Annotated in this window: 19 protein-coding genes; 18 read left to right on the top strand and 1 reads right to left on the bottom strand. The window is 70.2% G+C overall.

The window, feature by feature from the left end:
- Positions 1 to 87: 87 nt before the first annotated feature.
- The 16 genes from murC to ABTW64_RS09960 all read left to right on the top strand — a co-directional run bounded on the left by murC (position 88) and on the right by ABTW64_RS09960 (position 17,062).
- Positions 88 to 1,548: a UDP-N-acetylmuramate--L-alanine ligase gene (gene murC / locus ABTW64_RS10035; protein ID WP_350621929.1), complete on the top strand. Its 1,461-nt coding sequence runs from the start codon at positions 88 to 90 to the stop codon at positions 1,546 to 1,548.
- A complete protein-coding gene (locus ABTW64_RS10030; RefSeq protein ID WP_350621927.1) occupies positions 1,545 to 2,495 on the top strand; it encodes a cell division protein FtsQ/DivIB in 951 nt (316 codons plus the stop codon). The genes murC and ABTW64_RS10030 overlap by 4 nt, the downstream gene beginning before the upstream one ends.
- 182 nt (positions 2,496 to 2,677) lie before the next feature.
- Positions 2,678 to 3,850: a cell division protein FtsZ gene (gene ftsZ, locus ABTW64_RS10025; protein WP_350621925.1), complete on the top strand. Its 1,173-nt coding sequence runs from the start codon at positions 2,678 to 2,680 to the stop codon at positions 3,848 to 3,850.
- Positions 3,851 to 3,865: 15 nt separating this feature from the next.
- The gene (locus ABTW64_RS10020; RefSeq protein WP_350621923.1) at positions 3,866 to 4,552 is read left to right on the top strand and encodes a YggS family pyridoxal phosphate-dependent enzyme; all 687 of its coding nucleotides are present in this window, start codon (positions 3,866 to 3,868) and stop codon (positions 4,550 to 4,552) included.
- A 49-nt stretch (positions 4,553 to 4,601) separates the two neighbouring features.
- Positions 4,602 to 5,069, top strand: a complete 468-nt coding sequence (locus ABTW64_RS10015; protein WP_350621921.1) for a cell division protein SepF — start codon at positions 4,602 to 4,604, stop codon at positions 5,067 to 5,069.
- A gap of 20 nt (positions 5,070 to 5,089) precedes the next feature.
- Positions 5,090 to 5,392: a YggT family protein gene (locus ABTW64_RS10010; RefSeq protein ID WP_350621919.1), complete on the top strand. Its 303-nt coding sequence runs from the start codon at positions 5,090 to 5,092 to the stop codon at positions 5,390 to 5,392.
- A 109-nt stretch (positions 5,393 to 5,501) separates the two neighbouring features.
- Positions 5,502 to 6,137, top strand: coding sequence for a DivIVA domain-containing protein (locus tag ABTW64_RS10005; RefSeq protein WP_350621917.1), 636 nt, complete (start codon positions 5,502 to 5,504; stop codon positions 6,135 to 6,137).
- Between the two features lie 7 nt (positions 6,138 to 6,144).
- Positions 6,145 to 6,699, top strand: coding sequence for a signal peptidase II (gene lspA / locus ABTW64_RS10000; RefSeq protein ID WP_350621915.1), 555 nt, complete (start codon positions 6,145 to 6,147; stop codon positions 6,697 to 6,699).
- Entirely contained in the window at positions 6,699 to 7,619 is a 921-nt protein-coding gene (locus tag ABTW64_RS09995) for an RluA family pseudouridine synthase (protein WP_350621913.1), read from the top strand. The genes lspA and ABTW64_RS09995 overlap by 1 nt, the downstream gene beginning before the upstream one ends.
- Before the next feature lie 45 nt (positions 7,620 to 7,664).
- Entirely contained in the window at positions 7,665 to 8,237 is a 573-nt protein-coding gene (locus ABTW64_RS09990) for a GNAT family N-acetyltransferase (protein WP_350621910.1), read from the top strand.
- Between the two features lie 49 nt (positions 8,238 to 8,286).
- Positions 8,287 to 8,907 (top strand): cyclodeaminase/cyclohydrolase family protein, encoded by a 621-nt coding sequence (locus ABTW64_RS09985; RefSeq protein ID WP_350621908.1) that lies wholly within the window; start codon positions 8,287 to 8,289, stop codon positions 8,905 to 8,907.
- Between the two features lie 167 nt (positions 8,908 to 9,074).
- On the top strand, positions 9,075 to 12,587 hold the full coding sequence (gene dnaE / locus ABTW64_RS09980) for a DNA polymerase III subunit alpha (protein ID WP_350621906.1): 3,513 nt from the start codon (positions 9,075 to 9,077) through the stop codon (positions 12,585 to 12,587).
- A 106-nt stretch (positions 12,588 to 12,693) separates the two neighbouring features.
- Complete coding sequence (locus ABTW64_RS09975; protein ID WP_350621904.1) at positions 12,694 to 14,064, top strand: hypothetical protein; 1,371 nt, start codon at positions 12,694 to 12,696, stop codon at positions 14,062 to 14,064.
- A gap of 94 nt (positions 14,065 to 14,158) precedes the next feature.
- Positions 14,159 to 15,499: a histidinol dehydrogenase gene (hisD, locus tag ABTW64_RS09970; RefSeq protein WP_350621902.1), complete on the top strand. Its 1,341-nt coding sequence runs from the start codon at positions 14,159 to 14,161 to the stop codon at positions 15,497 to 15,499.
- A gap of 11 nt (positions 15,500 to 15,510) precedes the next feature.
- Positions 15,511 to 16,008 carry a transcriptional regulator NrdR gene (gene nrdR / locus ABTW64_RS09965; protein WP_350621900.1) on the top strand — a complete coding sequence of 166 codons (498 nt, stop codon included), beginning with the start codon at positions 15,511 to 15,513 and terminating at the stop codon, positions 16,006 to 16,008.
- A 10-nt stretch (positions 16,009 to 16,018) separates the two neighbouring features.
- On the top strand, positions 16,019 to 17,062 hold the full coding sequence (locus tag ABTW64_RS09960; protein ID WP_350621898.1) for a quinone-dependent dihydroorotate dehydrogenase: 1,044 nt from the start codon (positions 16,019 to 16,021) through the stop codon (positions 17,060 to 17,062).
- Between the two features lie 107 nt (positions 17,063 to 17,169).
- Here the strand turns inward: ABTW64_RS09960 and ABTW64_RS09955 are convergent, their stop codons facing one another.
- On the bottom strand, positions 17,170 to 17,766 hold the full coding sequence (locus ABTW64_RS09955; protein ID WP_502892320.1) for a DUF3043 domain-containing protein: 597 nt from the start codon (positions 17,764 to 17,766) through the stop codon (positions 17,170 to 17,172).
- Between the two features lie 50 nt (positions 17,767 to 17,816).
- Between ABTW64_RS09955 and ABTW64_RS09950 the strand changes: the two genes are divergently transcribed.
- Both ABTW64_RS09950 and erpA read left to right on the top strand, forming a co-directional pair.
- A complete protein-coding gene (locus ABTW64_RS09950) occupies positions 17,817 to 19,226 on the top strand; it encodes a dipeptidase (protein WP_350621896.1) in 1,410 nt (469 codons plus the stop codon).
- Positions 19,227 to 19,308: 82 nt separating this feature from the next.
- Positions 19,309 to 19,680: an iron-sulfur cluster insertion protein ErpA gene (erpA, locus tag ABTW64_RS09945; RefSeq protein WP_350621894.1), complete on the top strand. Its 372-nt coding sequence runs from the start codon at positions 19,309 to 19,311 to the stop codon at positions 19,678 to 19,680.
- Positions 19,681 to 19,705: the final 25 nt, after the last annotated feature.

Below are 19,705 nucleotides of genomic sequence, written 5' to 3'. Positions count from 1 at the left end.
TGCGTCTCGGCGGGCCGGTGCCGGCGCGCCGTCGACTCCGCGCGCCGGGGGCTCGCTGTCGGCGCCCCGACCTACACTTGACCCGACATGATCAGACCCGACCTGAGCACCCCGATCCCCGACCACATCGGCGCCGCGCACTTCATCGGCATCGGCGGCTCCGGCATGTCCGGGCTCGCCCGCATGTTCCTGGCGGCGGGGGTGAAGGTGTCGGGGTCCGACCGCTCGGACAGCCAGAACCTTCGCGATCTGGAGGCGCTGGGCGCAACCGTGCATGTCGGGCACGACGCCGCCAACCTGGGCGACGCCGACACGGTCGTGTTCACGGGCGCGATCTGGCCCGAGAACCCGGAGTACCTGCTCGCGAGAGAGCGCGGCCTGCCCATCATCCACCGTTCGCAGGCGCTGCACTGGCTGATCGGCGGACGCCGTCTCGTGGCCGTCGCCGGTGCGCACGGCAAGACCACATCGACCGGCATGATCGTCACGGGTCTGCGCGGCCTGGGGGTTCAGCCGAGCTTCGTCAACGGCGGCGTGATCGCCGGGCTGGGGGTCTCGAGCGGCACCGGCTCCGACGACCTCTTCGTCATCGAGGCGGACGAGTCCGACGGCTCGTTCCTGCTCTATGACACGTCGATCGTGCTGATCACCAACGTCGACGCCGACCATCTCGACCACTACGGCTCCCACGAGGCCTTCGACCAGGCGTTCGTGCGCTTCGCGGATGCCGCGCGCGAGGCGGTCGTGATCTCTTCCGATGACGAGGGCGCCCGGCGGGTCGCTGCGGGCCTGAGTCACGACAACGTCGTGACGTTCGGTCAGGCGGAGGACGCCGACGTTCGGATCTCCGACATCGTGACCGACGGGCCCGTTTCGTTCACCCTGACCCACGGGGATCGCACCGCCTCGGCACGCCTCGCCGTGCCGGGGGCGCACAACGCGATCAACGCCGCCGGTGCCGTCGCCGTGCTCGTCTCGCTCGGCCACGACCTCGAATCCGCGCTCGAGGCCGTGAGTGCAGGGTTCGCCGGCACCCAGCGACGGTTCGAGCTGCACGGCGCGGAGCGGGGGGTCCGCGTCTACGACGACTACGCCCATCATCCGACCGAGGTGGCGGCGGCGCTGGCGGCCGCGCGCACGGTGGTCGGCGACGGGCGGATCATCGCGCTGCATCAGCCGCACACGTACTCGCGCACGCAGCTCATGGCGACGGAGTTCGCCCATGTGCTGGAGGAGTTCGCCGACCACACGGTCGTGCTCGACGTCTACGGGGCGCGGGAGGATCCCATTCCCGGTGTCACCGGCGAGCTGGTGAGCACCGCGTTCGACGATGCCGGCCGCGTGCACTTCGTCGCCGACTGGCAGGAGGCGGCAGACTACACCGCCTCGGTGGCGCGCGATGGCGACTACGTCATCACGCTGGGCTGCGGCAACGTGTACCAGATCATCCCGCAGGTGCTCGAGTCGCTGCGCGCGGGATCGCCGAGCACCGTGGGCGGAAGCCAGGGCGAAGGCGATGCGCTGAGCGAGCGCAGCGAGGCACCGTGAGGCGTCCGGGGCCGCTTCCTGCTCGCGAGCAGGAGCAGGCGGGAGATCCGCCGGGCCTCGCGCCGATCCACGATGAGCCGCGCCGCCGCGCACCGCTCATGCCGTTCCGACGCCGCGAGGTCGGCGCGGATCCCGCGGTGCAGCCCGCTCCGCGCGCCGAAGACGGCGCGGACGCCGACGAAGCCGACGCCTCGCAACGTGGAGCAGGATGGGCCGTCGTCTGGCGCGCGGCCCGCGCGCGGCGTCGTGCGCTGCGGTCGGAGATCCGGCGCTTCACGGCGCGCTCCCGTCGGCGCCGCACGATCTGGATCGTGTCGCTGTCGGCGCTTGTATTGCTGGTGCTCGGCAGCGTCGGTGCGGCGTACAGCCCGCTGTTCGCTGTGCAGCGCATCGCCGTGGTGGGTACTGAGACCCTGGACGATGGCGCAGTGCAGCAGGCGCTGTCGAGCCAGCTCGGCCGCCCGCTGCCGCTCGTGGATCACAGCGAGGTCAAGGCGGCGCTGGTCGGCTTCCCCCTGATCGAGACCTACGCGCTGGAGGCTCGTCCGCCGCATGACCTCGTGGTGCGCATCGTCGAGCGCACGCCGATCGGCGTCGTGCGCTCGGACGCCGGCTTCACCGTGGTCGACGCGGCCGGCGTCGCGCTCTCCACGAGCGAAGAGCAGCCCGAGGGCCAGCCCGTGATCGAGGCGAAGGGCGGCCTGGCCGCCCCGGCGTTCGCAGCGGTCGGGCAGGTGCTGCGTGCCATGCCCGCCGACGTGCACGGACTCGTGGCGAAGGCGCGTGCGACCACACAGGATGACGTGACCCTCGTGCTGCACGACGGCACCGAGGTCATGTGGGGCAGTGCCGACGACTCCGCGAACAAGGCGATCGCCCTGCTGGCGGCGCCGGACGGCCACGCGTTCTACGACGTGTCGTCGCCCGGTGCGATCATCGTCCGCTGATCGCCTCGCGCATCCGCACGGGCCGACTCGCGACACGCCCACGGCCAATCCCTGCATGCGCGGCCCTCGCGCATACCTTCATGGAAGGAATTGCATACCGGGCAATACTTTAACTCTCACGTAGAACGTGAAGGTTCGAGGCTCGGGTGAGACCAGGGTTCGCACGCAAAACGGAGGCCGGCATGAGCCAGAACCAGAACTACCTCGCCGTGATCAAGGTCGTCGGCGTCGGCGGCGGTGGCGTCAACGCCGTCAACCGCATGATCGAGCTCGGTCTCCGCGGAGTCGAGTTCATCGCCGTCAACACCGACGCCCAGGCGCTGCTGATGAGCGACGCCGACGTCAAGCTCGACGTGGGCCGTGAGCTCACGCGTGGACTGGGCGCCGGCGCCGACCCGGAGGTGGGCCGTCGGGCGGCGGAGGACCACGCCGAGGAGATCGAGCAGGCGCTCGCGGGCGCCGACATGGTGTTCGTGACCGCGGGCGAGGGCGGCGGTACCGGCACGGGCGGCGCGCCGGTGGTGGCCCGCATCGCGAAGTCGATCGGCGCGCTGACCATCGGCGTCGTCACCAAGCCGTTCTCGTTCGAGGGCCGTCGTCGTCAGAGCCAGGCCGAGGCCGGCGTCGCGACCCTGAAGGAAGAGGTCGACACGCTCATCGTCGTGCCGAACGACCGTCTCCTCGAGATCAGCGACCGCGGCATCTCGATGGTGGAGGCGTTCGCCACGGCCGACCAGGTGCTGCTCGCCGGTGTGCAGGGCATCACCGACCTGATCACGACCCCCGGTCTGATCAACCTCGACTTCGCCGACGTCAAGTCGGTCATGCAGGGCGCGGGATCGGCGCTCATGGGCATCGGCTCCGCGCGCGGCGCGGACCGTGCGATCAAGGCCGCCGAGCTGGCGGTCGAATCGCCGCTGCTCGAGGCGTCGATCGAAGGCGCCCACGGCGTGCTGCTCTCGATCCAGGGCGGTTCGAACCTCGGCATCTTCGAGATCAACGACGCCGCGCAGCTGGTCAAGGAGGCCGCGCACCCCGAGGCCAACATCATCTTCGGCACGGTGATCGATGACACGCTGGGTGACGAGGTGCGCGTCACGGTGATCGCCGCCGGCTTCGACGGCGGCGAGCCCCAGGCCCGCCTCGACGTGCCCGCCATGGCGGGACGTGCGCCCATGCCCACGCTGCCGGGCGTCGGGTCGAGCAGCGTCACCTCGGCGGACGAGCAGAAGAAGGACGAGCAGCCGTCGCGCGAGCCCGTCTCCGTCGCGGCGCAGACCCCCGTTCTGCCCGACACGGGCTTCGACTCCGCGTTCGGCGACGACGATCTCGACATCCCCGACTTCCTCAAGTAAGGCCTGAAGCAGGGGATGACAGACCTCGCGGCGCGCCTCGCCGATGTCGACGCCCGCATCGGCGAGGCCGCGCGCGCGGCCGGACGCGATGCGGCATCGCTGACCCGCATCGTCGTGACGAAGTTTCATCCGGCGTCGCTCGTGCGCGAGCTGCACGCGCTCGGCGTGCGGCACGTCGGCGAGAACCGGCAGCAGGAGCTCAGCGTCAAGACCGCGGAGACGTCCGACCTCGGCGATCTCACGTGGCACTTCATCGGGCAGGCGCAGACCAACAAGGCGCGCGCCATCCGCCGAGCGGCGGGCGTGGTGCACTCGGTCGATCGAGAGCGACTGGTCGACGCGCTCGACGCGGCGGCCGAGCCGGGCGATGCCATGCTCGACGTGCTGGTGCAGGTCAATCTGACGAGCGACCCCGGCCGCGGCGGCATCGCGCCTGGCGGTGTGGTCGCGCTGGCGGAGCGTATCGCGGCCGCGTCGACCCTGCGTCTGCGCGGCGTCATGGCCGTGGCACCGCTCGACGAGGAACCGGCGGCGGCGTTCGAGCGTCTCGCCGGCTGTGCCGACAGCGTGCGCACTGTCAGCTCCCAGGCCACGTGGATCTCGGCCGGCATGACCGGAGACTTCGCCGAGGCGATCGCCTGCGGCGCGACACACCTGCGGATCGGGTCCGCAATCACGGGCCCCCGCCCACCCCGGGCTTAGCCTCGGAATACGACGACTGGCCACAGGCGAGCAGACAACGGAGGACGCCATGGCGAACCCGCTCAAGAAGACGATGGTCTACCTCGGCCTTGCCGACGAGGAGGAGTACGAGGATGTGCAGGAGCAGTCTCAGCGCGCGCAGCGTGACGAGTCGCAGCACGACGACGTCAAGCCGGCGCCGGTCACTCCGCTGCGTCGTCCGGCCGTCGTCCGTCAGCCCGCGGCGGCTGCCGTGAACGAGATCGTCACGGTGCACCCCAAGCAGTACCGCGACGCGCAGATGATCGCCGAGCACTTCCGCGACGGCATCCCGGTCATCATCAACCTCTCGCAGATGAGCGACGCCGACGCGCGCCGGCTGATCGACTTCGCGAGCGGGCTCTCGCTCGGCCTCTACGGCCGCATCGAGCGCGTCACCAGCAAGGTGTTCCTGCTCTCGCCCGAGAACATCGCCGTGTCGGGCGACGGCGGCATCGCGCACGCCGACCCCGAGGCCGCTGCCTTCGCGCAGGCCTGACACATCCGCAGCGCCTGGTCGTGGGAGTCATCGGGCTGATCGCCTCGATCCTCAATCTCGTCGTCCTGCTCTACATCGTCGTCCTGTTCGCGAGGCTCGTCCTCGAGTACATCCCGATGTTCAACCGCGAGTGGCGCCCCAAGGGGGCGCTGCTCATCGTCGCCGAGGTGACGTACACGCTCACGGACCCGCCCATCCGATTCTTCCGGCGGTTCATCCCGCCGCTGCGGATCGGCGGGATCGCGATCGACTTCGCGTTCGCGCTCACGATGCTGGTGTGCTTCGTGCTGCTGTCGATCACGCGCACTCTGACCGCCTTCTGAGCGGCGCACTCGCTCTCGGCGTCGCCGGGAGCGACGGTTATGCTTGCATCCGGAGAAGTGCGCGGGCACGGCCCACAGCCACAGATACCCAACGGAAGAGGAGCCACCCATGGCATTGACGCCGGATGACGTCGTCACGAAGCAGTTCCAGCACGTCCGGTTCAAGGAGGGCTTCGACCCCGACGAGGTCGACGACTTCCTCGACGAGATCGTCGTCGAGTGGCGCAAGACGATCGAGGAGAACAACGAGCTGAAGGCCAAGCTCGCCAAGTACGAGTCGGGCGAGCTCGCTCCCGCCGAGGCGGCGGCTCCCGCTCCGGTCGAGGCGCCCGTCGAGGCGGCGCCGGTCGAGGCTCCCACCCCTGCGCCGGCTCCGGAGCCCACTCCGGCCGCGCCTGCCGCCGACGTCTCGTCCACGGCATCGAGCGCCGCGAGCATCATCGAGCGCGCGCAGCGCCTGCACGACGAGCACGTCGCCGAGGGCAAGCAGATGGCGGAGCAGCTGGTCGACGAGGCCAAGGCCGAGGCCGACCGCATCATCGGCGAGGCCGAGACCCGTCAGCGCGAGCTCAACGAGCGCTACGAGCGGGAGCGCACGACGCTCGAGGGCCGCATCACCGAACTGCGCCAGTTCGAGCGCGACTATCGCGCCCAGATGCGCAGCTACTTCGAGTCGAAGCTCAAGGACCTCGACGTGTCCGGTTCGACGTCGGGCGACACGCCGGTGTCGGCGATCGGCCTCTGAGCCGGTCTTGACCGACCGCGTTCCTCTGCGCAAGGCGGCGGCCAGCACCACGATCGCGATTCTCGCGGTGGTGGTGCTGGCCGCCGACCAGTTCGCCAAGCATCTCGCGCTCAGCTCACTGGAGTGGCAGACCCCCGTACCCGCGCTCGGCGAGGTGCTGCAGTGGTATCTCGTGCTGAACCCGGGCGCCGCGTTCTCGATCGGCGAAGGCGTGACCTGGGTGTTCACGATCGCGCTGGCAGTCGTCGCCTGCGTGATCGTCTGGGTCACCGTGACACGGGTGCGCTCGCGCGTCTGGGCGGTCGTCCTCGGGCTGCTGCTCGGCGGCGTGCTGGGCAACCTGACCGACCGACTGTTCCGCGAGCCGGGCTTCGCCATCGGCCACGTGGTGGACTTCATCTCGACGCCGTGGATGATGCCGGCGATCTACAACGTCGCCGACATCTTCATCGTCTGCAGCATGATCACGATCGCGGCGCTGACTCTGTTCGGCGTGGCCCTCGACGGCACGGGGCGCAAGCCCGCCGAGGCTGTGGCCGCTGACGCCGCCCGGGAGGACTGATGCAGTCGCGGCGCCTCCCCGTGCCCGACGGCCTCGACGGCTCACGCGTCGATGCCGCTCTGGCGAAGATGCTCGGTTTCTCGCGTACGTTCGCAGCAGAGGTGGCCGAAGCCGGCGGCGTGCAGCTCGACGGCGTGCCGGTCGGCAAGTCGGACCGTGTGCACGGCGGTGCCTGGCTCGATGTCGAGTGGCAGCCCAAGGAGGAGCCGCGGGTGGTCGCGGTCGAGGTTCCGGATCTCGGCATCGCGTACCAGGACGACCACATCGTGGTCGTCGACAAGCCCTCGGGCGTCGCCGCGCACCCGTCGCTGGGGTGGGAGGGGCCCACGGTCCTGGGAGCGCTCGCGGCCGCAGGCGTGCGCGTCGCGACGAGCGGCGCCGCGGAACGGCAGGGCGTCGTGCACCGGCTCGACGTGGGCACGAGCGGCTTGATGGTGGTGGCGAAGACCGAGCAGGCGTACACCGTGCTCAAGCGCGCCTTCAAGGAGCGCACGGTCGACAAGATTTACCACGCCGTGGTTCAGGGGCACCCGGACCCGCTCGTCGGCACGATCGACGCGCCGATCGGCCGGCACCCGAGCCACTCGTGGAAGTTCGCCGTGACGGCCGACGGCAAGGATTCGATCACGCACTACGAGACGATCGAGGCGTTCCCCGGGGCGTCGCTCCTCGAGATCCATCTGGAGACCGGCCGCACGCATCAGATCCGGGTGCACATGGCCGCGCATCGCCACCCCTGCGTCGGCGATCCGCTGTATGGCGCCGACCCGACGATGTCGGCCCGCCTGGGTCTCACCCGCCAGTGGCTCCACGCGCACGAGCTGTCGTTCGCGCACCCGGCGAGCGGTGACTGGGTCACGTTCACCTCGGACTATCCCGCCGACCTCGCGCATGCGCTGGCGGTGCTGCGCGGCGAGTGACGGACGGACGTACCGGATGTCGGAGCGTCGTGGCACGCTGACCCCATGGGCATCCAGGTGCAGGCGGCGACGGATTTCGAGGACGTGCGTGCCCTCGTTGGTCCGAAGCGTCCGGACGCGAATGTCTGCTGGTGCCTGAGCCATCGCGTGCCGGCGAAGGTCAATTCGTCCCTTCGCGGGGCAGAGCGCGGTGAGTTCGTGCGTCGGATGTGCGAATCCGACCTTCCGCCCGGCGTGCTGGCGTATGACGGAGACGAACCCGTGGGATGGGCGGGCGTCGCCCCGCGAGCCGACACGCAGTTCGCGCGGAGTCGTCGGATTCCGCAGGTCGATGAGCTGCCGGTGTGGAGCGTGTGGTGCTTCCGGGTGCGTCCGGGCCATCGGGGCACGGGCGTTCTGCCGGCCCTGCTGGACGGCGCGGTGGCGTTCGCACGTGAACGCGGTGCGCCGGCGATCGAGGGGTATCCGGTCGACAACCGCGGAGCGAGAGTGGATCTCACGATGGCGTTCGTGGGCTTCCGCTCGCTTTTCGAAGCCGCGGGATTCGTCAAGGCCGCGGACACCGAGTCCGTCTCCGGAGGCTTCCCCCGTGTTCTGATGCGCCGCGATCTGCGGTAGCCGTGTCAACCCCGGTCCTGTCGGCCCTGGGAGTCGTCAGGATGGCGGCATGGGGGAGAAGACGACGACGCGCGATGCGACGATCGAGCGCTGGACCGCCGGACTGGCGGAAGCCAACGGCGATCCGGGCGGCGGTGCCGCGGCGGGGGTGATGCTCGCGATCGCGGCGGGGCTGATGTCGATGGTCGCCGGCTACAGCGAGGCCGACGGCATCCTGGTGCGAGCGCGCGAGCTGCGGGAGGCGGCGCTGGACGCCGCCGACGCGGATGCGGCGGCATCCGCGGCCTTCGGCGCCGCCTTCCGTCGCGACGATGACGGCCGGAGCGCGGCCATCAGCGAGGCATCGCTCGAGGCCGCGCGCTCCTCGGCCCTCCTGGGGGAGCGTGCGCGTGCGGCGATCCCGGATCTCGAGACTCTGGCCGCCGAGGGCGACGCCGCGCTGGTCGCCGACGTCGCGGTGGCCGCGGCGGCGCTGCGCGCAGCGCTCGCCAGCGCCCGCACGAACCTCAGCTACGACCTCGCGACGCTGCGCTCGGCGGGTCTCTCCCTCGACGACGTGCGCGCCGCCCATCCGGACCTCTGGACATCCGTCGCGGCGCTCGACGACGCCGTGGCGCGCGTCGACGGCCTCACCGCCCGCATCGACCATCGGGCGGCGCCGACCGCCTGAGTGCGACACGCCCGGCCGGCGCCGCGCGTCCTGACGCGACAATTCATCCCTGCGCCGAGAATCCACGCACGCGCGGATTCTCGGCGCGGGGATGAATTCTCGAGGCTCGGAGGCCGACGCCCGCAGGCGCCGGGCCGGGTGTCCGACCCCCGACCTAGACTCGTTCCATGGCCTCCGATTCCTTCGTCCACCTGCACGTGCACAGCGAGTACTCGATGCTCGACGGGGCGGCCAAGATCGGGGCGATGACGCAGGCGGCGGCCGATTACGGCATGCCGGCGATCGCCGTGACGGATCACGGCAACACGTTCGCGGCGTTCGAGTTCTACAAGGCCGCGCAGGCTTCGGGAATCAAGCCCATCATCGGCCTCGAGGCATACGTGACGCCGGGCACGCACCGCAGCGACAAGTCCCGCGTGCAGTGGGGATCGCCGGATCAGAAGAGCGACGACGTCTCGGGATCGGGCGCCTACACCCACATGACGATGTGGAGCCAGACCACCGAGGGCATGCACAACCTGTTCCGCCTCAGCTCGCTGTCGAGCATGGAGGGGTACTACTTCAAGCCCCGCATGGACCGTGAGCTGCTGCAGACGTACGGCAAGGGGCTGATCGCCACGACCGGATGTCCGTCGGGCGAGATCCAGACGCGGCTGCGGCTCGGCCAGTACGAGGCCGCGCGCGCGGCAGCGGCCGAGTTCCAGGACATCTTCGGCAAGGAGAACTACTTCGCCGAGATCATGGACCACGGCCTGTCGATCGAGCGCCGGGTCATGACCGACCTGCTGCGCATCTCGAAGGATCTCGGCATCCCGCTGGTCGCGACCAACGACTCCCACTACACCCACCAGCACGAGGCCGACGCGCACGCGGCGCTGCTGTGCGTGCAGTCGGGGTCGACGCTGGATGACCCGAACCGCTTCAAGTTCGACGGCGACGGCTATTACGTCAAGACGGCGCAGGAGATGCGACAGCTGTTCCGCGACCATCCCGAGGCCTGCGACAACACGCTGCTGATCGCCGAGCGGTGCGAGGTCGAGTTCAACACCTCGGCCAACTACATGCCGCGCTTCCCCGTGCCGGATGGTGAGACGGAGGACAGCTGGCTCATCAAGGAGGTGGAGAAGGGCCTCCACTACCGGTACCCGGCCGGGATCCCCGACAAGGTGCGCAAGCAGGCCGAGTACGAGACCGGCATCATCCTGCAGATGGGCTTCCCGGGCTACTTCCTCGTCGTCGCCGACTTCATCAACTGGGCCAAGGACAACGGCATCCGCGTGGGGCCGGGTCGCGGCTCGGGTGCCGGCTCGATGGTGGCCTACGCGATGCGCATCACCGACCTCGACCCGCTCGAGCACGGCCTGATCTTCGAGCGCTTCCTGAACCCCGACCGCGTCTCGATGCCCGACTTCGACGTCGACTTCGACGACCGCCGCCGTGGCGAGGTGATCGAATACGTCACCCGCAAGTACGGCTCAGAGCGCGTGGCGCAGATCGTGACCTACGGCACGATCAAGTCGAAGCAGGCACTCAAGGACGCGGGCCGCGTGCTCGGCTTCCCCTTCTCAATGGGCGAGCGGCTGACCAAAGCCATGCCCCCCGCCGTGATGGGCAAGGACATGCCCCTCGACGGCATGTTCAACCCCGAGCACCCCCGCTACAAGGAGGCCAGCGAGTTCCGCTCGCTGATCGAGACCGACCCCGAGGCGAAGACGGTCTATGACCGCGCGGTGGGCCTCGAGGGCCTGAAGCGCCAGTGGGGGGTGCACGCCGCCGGCGTGATCATGTCGAGCGAGCCGCTGCTCGACATCATCCCGATCATGCGCCGTGAGCAGGACGGCCAGATCGTCACGCAGTTCGACTATCCGGCCTGCGAGTCGCTGGGCCTGATCAAGATGGACTTCCTGGGCCTGCGCAACCTGACGATCATCTCGGACGCGCTGGACAACATCCGGATGAACCGGGGCGAGGAACTGGACCTCGAGAAGCTCCAGCTCGACGACCGGGCAGCATACGATCTGCTCGCGCGGGGCGACACGCTGGGCGTGTTCCAGCTCGATGGCGGGCCGATGCGGTCGCTGCTGCGGCTCATGAAGCCCGACAACTTCGAGGACATCTCGGCCGTCATCGCGCTGTACCGGCCAGGTCCCATGGGTGCGAACTCGCACACCAACTATGCGCTGCGCAAGAACGGATTGCAGCCGATCACTCCGATCCATCCGGAGCTGGAGGAGCCGCTGCGCGACATCCTCGACACGACCTACGGCCTGATCATCTATCAGGAGCAGGTCATGGCCATCGCGCAGAAGGTGGCGGGCTTCAGCCTCGGACAGGCCGACATCCTCCGCCGCGCGATGGGAAAGAAGAAGAAGTCCGAGCTCGACAAGCAGTACGAGGGCTTCTCCGGCGGCATGAAGGAGCGCGGCTTCGGCGAGGGCGCCATCAAGGCGCTGTGGGACATCCTGCTGCCGTTCTCGGACTACGCGTTCAACAAGGCGCACTCTGCGGCGTACGGCCTGGTGTCGTACTGGACCGCGTACCTGAAGGCGCACTATCCAGCGGAGTACATGGCCGCGCTGCTGACCAGCGTGGGCGACTCGAAGGACAAGATGGCGCTCTACCTCAACGAGTGCCGCCGAATGGGCATCCGCGTTCTGCCGCCCGACGTCTCGGAGTCGATCAACTTCTTCGCCGCTGTGGGGGAGGACATCCGCTTCGGACTCGGGGCCGTGCGCAACGTGGGCTCCAATGTCGTCGACGGGATCGTGTCGGCGCGAGAGGAAGGCCCCTACGCGTCCTTCCACGACTTCCTCGCGCGCGTGCCGCTGCACGTCGCCAACAAGCGCACCGTGGAGTCGTTGATCAAGGCCGGAGCGTTCGACTCGATGGGCGCCACCCGCCGGGCTCTCATGGAGATCCATGAGAGTGCCGTCGAGGTCGCGGTCACCGACAAGCGCAACGCCGCCGGCGGCGCGATCGGGTTCGACTTCGACAGCCTGTGGGATGAGCCGCAGGCCGTGCAGAAGGTTCCCGAGCGCCCGGAATGGACGAAGAAGGACAAGCTCGGCTTCGAGCGCGAGATGCTCGGCCTGTACGTGTCCGACCATCCGCTCGCCGGGCTCGAGGTGCCCCTCGCGAAGCACCGCACGATCACCATCAGCGCCCTCCTCGCGTCGGAGGACCTGCAGGACGGCGACCAGGTCACGGTCGCGGGGCTCGTGACGAGCGCCCAGCACCGCGTCGCGAAGTCCAGCGGAAACCCGTACGGCATGATCACGATCGAGGACTTCGAGGGCGAGGTCACGGTCATGTTCATGGGCAAGACCTACACCGAGTTCCAGCCGATCCTGCAGCAGGATGCGATCCTCGTGGTGCGGGGACGGGTGTCGCGTCGCGACGACGGCATGAACCTGCACGCGCAGTCGGCGTTCGCCCCCGACGTGGGCTCGTTCGACGAGGCGGGGCCGCTCACACTCGTGCTGCCCGAGCAGCGTGCCACCGAGCAGGTCGTTCAGGACCTCGCCGACGTGCTGCGCCGACACAGCGGTGACACCGAGGTGCGGCTCAAGATGCACCGTGGGCGGACGGCGAAGGTCTTCGAGGTGCCCATGCACGTGCAGATCACGGCCGATCTCTTCGGCGACCTCAAGTCGCTTCTCGGCCCGCAGTGCCTGGGGTGAGGCCCGCTTCGACCACACCTGCCGTGGGCTGAACTGCCCCGCGAGCAGGCGTCGCGCCGCGACTAGGATCGACGGCATCCGCGCCCTGAACGCCGAGAGGATGAGCGTGACCGACCAGCCGCATCCCGCTCCGGAGCAGCCTGCTGCCTCCGGGAGCCACCCCGCTCCCGAGCGCTCTGAAGCGGGCGCCTCCGGGCAGCCCCGCGAAGGGGAGCCCGCCTCGTCGCGCGCAGACGCGTCGAACCCCCATTCGGGCACGTCCCAGGCCGGCGTGGGCCCGTTCACCGTGCGCGAGCTCGTCCTGGTCGGGATCTCCGCCCTGGTGCTGCTGCTGTCGTTCTTCTCGCTGTACGAGCGCGGCTACGCTCCCATCTGGTCGGCCTCGCTCGACTGGGTGCTGGCGGTGGCGTTGCCCGTCGTGGCGGGCGCTCTGATCTTCGCGCGACGTGTCGCGTCCCGGCCGCTGACGCGCATCGGGTCGCTCTCGGTCGATCAGTTCGCCTCGGTGGCGTACTCGGTCGCCGCGGTGATGTGGCTCAGCACCGTCGGGTACGGAGTGGCGAGCCTCCGGGTGCCCGGCGGCTTCAACATCTCCGCGGTGCCGTGGCTGCTTCTGCTGTTGACGGCGGCAGGCGTGTTCTTCACCGTGCTGGCGCCCTTCGTGGCGCCGTTCAAGGAGGACTTCACCGGTCGCCCCGAGGCCGCGGCCCAGCCGGCGGCGCGCGACCCGCGACCCGTGGCGGCACGCCCGCGTGGCCCGCAGCAGCGCGACGCAGGCGCGGGGGCGATGCCCATCCCGCAGCACGGCCTGCCCCCCTATGGGCAGGGCCCCTACGGCCAGCCGCCTTACGGTCAGTCCCCGTACGGCCACGCGCCTTACGGCCAGGCGCCTTATGGCCAGTCCCCTTATGGGCAGCAGGCTTATGGCCAGCAGCCTTACGGCCAGACCCCTTACGGGCAGGCTCCCTACGGCCAGTACGGCCAGCAGCCCCACGGTCAGTCCATGCCGGGCTACGGCGATCCGGGCGCCCCGTATGGCCAGTCCTCCGCGTACGAGGCCCCGCCGCAGGCGCCGTCACCCGAGGGTGCGCCCGGGGCGGCGGCGGACGATGACGTCGCGACCTCCGTGCACCCGATCCAGGCACCGAACCCCGTCCACGACGAGCAGACACGCGAAGTCGCGCCCCCCGAGCAGCGCTTCGACGGCGAGCAAGACCTGCCTGCCGCCGGGGAACCGTCCGACGAACCGGAAACGCACGGCGACGGGCCGACCGAGCCGATGCCGGCGCAGCAGGCGTTCTGGGCGCTCGTCCCCGAGGAGCGCGACGTGGTCGACGCCTACGGCACGCCGATGTTCCGCATCGGGCCGACGGCGTGGGCCCTCGTGGTGGAGGACCGAGGCGACGTGTACGTGGTACGTCACGACGACGGTCGCATCGGTTTCCTGCGCGACACCTCCGGCATCACGCGCGGCTGACCGGCGCGGCCCGAGCAGACGCCGCCCGAGCGGACGCGGCCCGAGCGGACGCGGCCCGACCGGACGCGGCACGCGCGGCTGACACAATAGAGGGATGCGCACCATCGATCTCCGCGGCCGCTCGCTTCAGGTCTCGGAACTGCTCGCCGTCGTCCCTCGAGCATCCGAGGCGCGAGCGACGGCGCTCCACGTCGCGGCCGAGATCGTCGACGATGTGCGTGCGCGCGGCGAGCAGGCACTGCGCGAGCAGGCCGAGCGCTTCGACGGCGTGTCGGGGCACGCCGTCCGCGTGCCGGCGGAGCAGATCGATGAGGCTCTCGCGTCGCTGGATTCGCGCGTGCGCGCCGCGCTCGAGGAGGCCATCCGGCGCGTGCGCGAAGCCTCGGCCGCCCAGGTGCCCGCTCCGCGCGTGACGGAGCTCGGCACGGGTGCCCGGGTGACGCAGCGCTGGCAGCCGGTCTCCCGCGTCGGCGTCTACGTGCCGGGCGGGAAGGCGGTGTATCCCTCCAGCGTCGTGATGAACGTGGTTCCCGCGCAGGTCGCCGGGGTCGGCAGCGTCGCTCTCGCGTCGCCCCCGCAGCGCGATCACGGCGGTCGCGTGCACCCCACCATCCTGGCCGCGGCCGCGCTGCTCGGTGTCGACGAGGTCTACGCGATGGGCGGCGCCGGCGCGATCGGCGCGCTGGCGCACGGAGTGGCCACGCTCGGTCTCGAGCCCGTGGACGTCGTCTCGGGCCCCGGCAACAACTTCGTCGCCGCGGCCAAGCGCGCGGTTGCGGGCGTCGTCGGGACCGATGCCGAGGCCGGGGCGACCGAGATCCTGATCATCGCCGACGACACCGCCGACGCCCGCCTCGTCGCCTACGACCTCGTGAGCCAGGCTGAGCATGACGAGCAGGCCTCTGCCGTGCTGGTGACCGCGTCCGCGACGCTCGCCGAGGCCGTCCGTGAAGAGGTCGAGCGGGTGGCCGCTGCGACGCGCCACCACGAGCGGGTGGCCACGGCGCTCGCGGGGGAGCAGTCGGCGATCGTCCTGGTCGACGACCTGGCGGCCGCAGAGGCGTTCAGCAACGCGTACGCGCCCGAGCACCTCGAGATCCACGTCGCCGACGCCGCGGGATCGGCTGAGCGGTGCACCAGCGCCGGCGCGATCTTCGTGGGGTCCTACGCGCCGGTGAGCCTGGGCGATTATCTCGCCGGATCGAACCACGTCCTTCCGACCGGGGGACAGGCCCGCTATGCCGCGGGGCTCGGCTCCCACACCTTCCTGCGCCCGCAGCAGGTCATCGAGTACGACCGCGACGCCCTCGCGCGGGTGCGCGATGGCATCGTGGCCCTGGCCGAGGCGGAGGCGCTGCCCGCGCACGGCGAGGCGGTCGTCGCCCGCTTCGCGGACGACGACGCGGCCCCCGACCTCCCAGGCGTCGGCGCGTAGGCTGTCGCGTTATGCACTGCCCCTTCTGCCGTCACGGCGACTCCCGTGTCATCGACTCCCGCACGAGCGACGACGGGCTGTCGATCCGCCGGCGTCGTCAGTGTCCTGAGTGCGGGGGGCGGTTCTCGACGATCGAGACCGCGAGCCTCAACGTGATCAAGCGCTCCGGCGCGGTCGAGCCGTTCAGCCGCGACAAGGTGATCTCCGGCGTGCGCAAGGCGTGTCAGGGGCGCCCGGTGACGGACGCCGATCTCGCGATCCTGGCGCAGCGCGTCGAGGAGGCGGTGCGCCAGACCGGCCTCAGCCAGATCGACGCCAACGAGATCGGGCTGGCCATCCTCGGGCCGCTGCGCGAGCTCGATGAGGTGGCGTACCTGCGGTTCGCGAGCGTGTACCAGGCGTTCGAATCGCTGGAGGACTTCGAGGCGTCCATCGCCGAGCTGCGCGCCGATCACGCACGCGCCGCCCTCGCGGACGCCCCGAGGGATGTCCCGGCCGACGAGCGATAACCTGAGGGGGATGTATCCCCTTCTCTTCCGCCACGTGCTGGCGCGCTTCGATCCGGAAACCGCCCACCACATGGCCATGGCCGTGATCCGCCTCGCGGGGGTCGCACCGGTCGCCTCGATCGTGCGTCGCGCGACGCGCCCGGCACCCGAGCTCGCCGTGGAAGCACTGGGGCGGATCTTCCCGTCGCCGTTCGGAGTCGCGGCGGGCTTCGACAAGAACGCGGTCGGCGTGCGAGGCCTGGATGCGCTCGGCTTCGGCCACGTCGAGATCGGCACGGTCACCGCGATCCCGCAGGATGGCAACCCCAAACCGCGGCTGTTCCGTCTGATCGCCGATCGCGCGGTCATCAACCGCATGGGCTTCAACAACCGGGGCGCCGAAGCGGCGGCCCGACGCCTCGCGCGCCTGCGACGACGCGGCGCGGTGGTCGGAGCGAACATCGGCAAGAGCCGCGTGGTCGACGTCGCGGACGCCACGGCGGATTACGTCGCGAGCGCTCGGATGCTCGCCCCGCTCGCCGACTACCTCGCGGTCAACGTGTCGTCGCCGAACACGCCGGGCCTGCGCGGTCTGCAGGAGGTCGAGACGCTCGCTCCGCTGCTGCGCGCGGTGCGAGACGCCGCGGGGGACACCCCGCTGCTGGTCAAGATCGCGCCGGACCTCTCCGACGACGAGGTCCGGGCCATCGCCCGCATCGCGGTGCAGGAGGGCCTCGCCGGGCTCATCGCGACCAACACCACGATCGCCCGCGAGGGCCTGGCGACCGACTCCGCGACCGTCGAGGCGATGGGCGCGGGCGGCCTGTCGGGCGCTCCGCTCAAGCAGCGTTCGCTCGAGGTGCTGCGTGTCGTGCGAGGAGCAGTGCCCGATGACTTCTGCGTCATCTCGGTGGGGGGCGTCGAGACCGCCGACGAGGTGCAGGAGCGCCTCGACAACGGCGCGACGCTCGTCCAGGGCTATACGGCGTTCCTCTACCGTGGCCCCCTCTGGGCGAAGCAGATCAACGACGGACTCGCACGCATCCGCTCTGAGCGCTTCCGCACCGCCCGGTGACGACATCGGCCTGGTGACGACATCGGCCTGGTGACGACATTCGCCCGGTGACGACATGAGAAAGGCGCCCACGGTCATCCGACCGGGGCGCCTTTCTCGTCAGAGGATCAGACCGGGTACTGGCCGCGCTTGACCTGCGGCTTCGGCAGGCGCATGAAGCGCATCTGCACCGAGCGCATCGCGGAGTACCAGCCCAGACCGCGCTCGAGCTTGTCCTTGCCGAACTTCGCGGCGGCCTTCCGCTTCACCGTCGTGGACAGGATGATCATGTCGCCGACGACGACGAAGATGAAGATCCACAGCGCCACGAACGACCAGTACTGGAAGAACTGAAGCGGGATGAACGTGGCGATGATCACCAGGATCATCGCGGGCATGAGGAACTCGCCCAGGTGCCATCCGGCGTCGGTGTAGTCGCGCGCGAAGCGCTTCTGCGGACCCTTGTCGCGCAGCGGAAGGTAGCGCTCCTCGCCGTTCGCCATGCCGATGCGGGCGCGGTCCTGCTTCTCCCGCAGCTCCGCGCGGGCGCGGGCCTTGGCCTCCTTGGTGTTGGCCACGAGGGGGCGCTTGCGGGCAGCCTCGCGCTCGGCGCGCGACGGCGTGGGACGTCCCTTGCCGGAGGCCGCGGCGCCGTCGCCGACGACCTCGCCGTTCAGAATCGTGCCCTTGGAGGCGCCGTCGTTCACGGCGGGGGTCTTGCTCACGTCAATGCACCTCGGATCGGTGAAAGGGGGATCGACCTAAGATTACCCGCATGACTTCGGTACCTCCTGTGGATGCGGATTCGATCGACGGCACGCTCTTGGACGCCGCGGAGGGCGGCATTCCCGCCGCGCTCGCGGACCTCGGGCGGCTGGTGCGGATCCCGGGCATCGCGTGGCCCGCGTTCGACCAGGAGCAGCTGCGCATCAGCGCCCGCACGATCGCGCAGCTGGCCGAGGGCACGGGCGTCTTCGACGAGGTGCGGGTGCTGACTGCGCAGATCCCGGGCACGGACGAGCAGGGCCAGCCGGCGATCCTCGCCACGCGCGCGGCACGAAACGGGCGCCCCACCGTCATGCTGTACGCCCACCACGACGTGCAGCCGCCGGGAGACGAGTCGCTCTGGGAGACGCCGCCCTTCGAGCCGACGGTGCGGGATGGGCGGCTGTACGGGCGCGGGGCCGCCGACGACAAGGCGGGCGTGATGGCGCACATCGCGTCGCTGCGCGCGCTCCGCGAGGTCTGCGGCGACGACCTCGACCTGGGCATCGTGCTGTTCATCGAGGGCGAGGAGGAGTTCGGCTCGCGGTCGTTCGCGCGATTCCTCTCCGACAACGCCGAGGCGATGCGCAGCGACGTGATCGTGGTCGCCGACTCGGGCAACTGGGACTCGGAGACGCCGGCCGTCACGGTCTCGCTGCGCGGCAACGCGAAGTTCCACCTCACGGTGCGCACATTGGAGCACGCCTCGCACTCCGGGATGTTCGGCGGAGCGGTGCCCGACGCGATGCTCGCGACCATCAAGCTGTTGTCGACCCTGTGGGACGACCGGGGCGCTGTCGCGGTGGAGGGCCTGACCGCGCGCGACGCGGAGACCCCTGCGTACACCGAGGAGACCCTGCGCGACGAGGCCGGTCTGCCCGACGGCGTCGAGCCGATCGGCACGGGCAGCATCCTGTCGCGCATCTGGAACAAGCCCTCGATCACCGTGACGGGCATCGACTTCACGAGCGTCGCGGCGGCGTCGAACACGCTGTCGCCCGAGGTGACCGCGGTCGTGAGCGCCCGCGTCGCGCCGGGACAGGATGCGCAGAGCGCGTTCGCCGCGATCGAGGCGCACCTGCGCGCTCGCGCACCGTTCGGAGCGGAGCTGACGTTCAGCGATATCGACCTCGGCGACGGGTTCCTCGTGGACACGAGCGGATGGGCCGTGTCGGAGGCGCGCGACGCGATGCGCGATGGCTATGGAAAGGACCCCGTAGACCTCGGGGTGGGAGGCTCGATCCCGTTCATCGCCGACCTCGTGCGCGAGTTCCCGGGCGCGCAGATCCTGGTCACCGGCGTCGAGGACCCGCACTCGCGCGCGCACAGCCCGAACGAGTCGCTGCATCTCGAGACGTTCCGCAACGCGGTGCGCGCCGAGACGCTGCTGCTCGGTCGCATGAACGCCCGCACGCTGTGAACCCGGAGGCTGAGAAGGTCGGATCCATCCGCCGCGCCCGGCGGTAGAATCGACGCAACCGACCGCACCCGTAAGGAGCGTCATGACCGACACGACCATCGCCGACACGCCCGTCGCCGACACGCGCGCTCACGGGGTGAGCCTCACGGACGCCGCCGCGACCAAGGTGAAGAACCTTCTCGAGCAGGAGGGTCGCGACGACCTGCGCCTGCGCGTCGCGGTTCAGCCGGGCGGCTGCTCGGGCCTGATCTACCAGCTCTACTTCGACGAGCGCTATCTCGAGGGCGACGAGACCGTCGACTTCGACGGGGTCGAGGTCATCGTCGACAACATGTCGGTGCCGTACCTCGACGGCGCGACGATCGACTTCAAGGACACGATCTCGGAGCAGGGCTTCACGATCGACAACCCCAACGCGTCGGGCAGCTGCGCCTGCGGCGACAGCTTCCACTGACCCGTCTCGGGCGGTGGCGGTGGGG

The sequence above is a fragment of the Microbacterium sp. NPDC096154 genome, from assembly GCF_040302945.1.
In the GTDB taxonomy this organism is placed as follows: Bacteria; Actinomycetota; Actinomycetes; order Actinomycetales; family Microbacteriaceae; genus Microbacterium.
The sequence above is the reverse complement of the archived record's forward strand: the minus strand, read 5'-3'. Positions and strand labels throughout refer to the sequence as shown.

Coding starts and splice junctions, on each gene's coding strand:
- murC (WP_350621929.1), top strand. CDS start 88: ATGATCAGACCCGACCTGAGCACCCCGATCCCCGACCACATCGGCGCC.
- ftsZ (WP_350621925.1), top strand. CDS start 2,678: ATGAGCCAGAACCAGAACTACCTCGCCGTGATCAAGGTCGTCGGCGTC.
- ABTW64_RS10020 (WP_350621923.1), top strand. CDS start 3,866: ATGACAGACCTCGCGGCGCGCCTCGCCGATGTCGACGCCCGCATCGGC.
- ABTW64_RS10015 (WP_350621921.1), top strand. CDS start 4,602: ATGGCGAACCCGCTCAAGAAGACGATGGTCTACCTCGGCCTTGCCGAC.
- ABTW64_RS10005 (WP_350621917.1), top strand. CDS start 5,502: ATGGCATTGACGCCGGATGACGTCGTCACGAAGCAGTTCCAGCACGTC.
- ABTW64_RS09995 (WP_350621913.1), top strand. CDS start 6,699: ATGCAGTCGCGGCGCCTCCCCGTGCCCGACGGCCTCGACGGCTCACGC.
- ABTW64_RS09990 (WP_350621910.1), top strand. CDS start 7,665: ATGGGCATCCAGGTGCAGGCGGCGACGGATTTCGAGGACGTGCGTGCC.
- ABTW64_RS09985 (WP_350621908.1), top strand. CDS start 8,287: ATGGGGGAGAAGACGACGACGCGCGATGCGACGATCGAGCGCTGGACC.
- dnaE (WP_350621906.1), top strand. CDS start 9,075: ATGGCCTCCGATTCCTTCGTCCACCTGCACGTGCACAGCGAGTACTCG.
- hisD (WP_350621902.1), top strand. CDS start 14,159: ATGCGCACCATCGATCTCCGCGGCCGCTCGCTTCAGGTCTCGGAACTG.
- nrdR (WP_350621900.1), top strand. CDS start 15,511: ATGCACTGCCCCTTCTGCCGTCACGGCGACTCCCGTGTCATCGACTCC.
- ABTW64_RS09960 (WP_350621898.1), top strand. CDS start 16,019: ATGTATCCCCTTCTCTTCCGCCACGTGCTGGCGCGCTTCGATCCGGAA.
- ABTW64_RS09950 (WP_350621896.1), top strand. CDS start 17,817: ATGACTTCGGTACCTCCTGTGGATGCGGATTCGATCGACGGCACGCTC.
- erpA (WP_350621894.1), top strand. CDS start 19,309: ATGACCGACACGACCATCGCCGACACGCCCGTCGCCGACACGCGCGCT.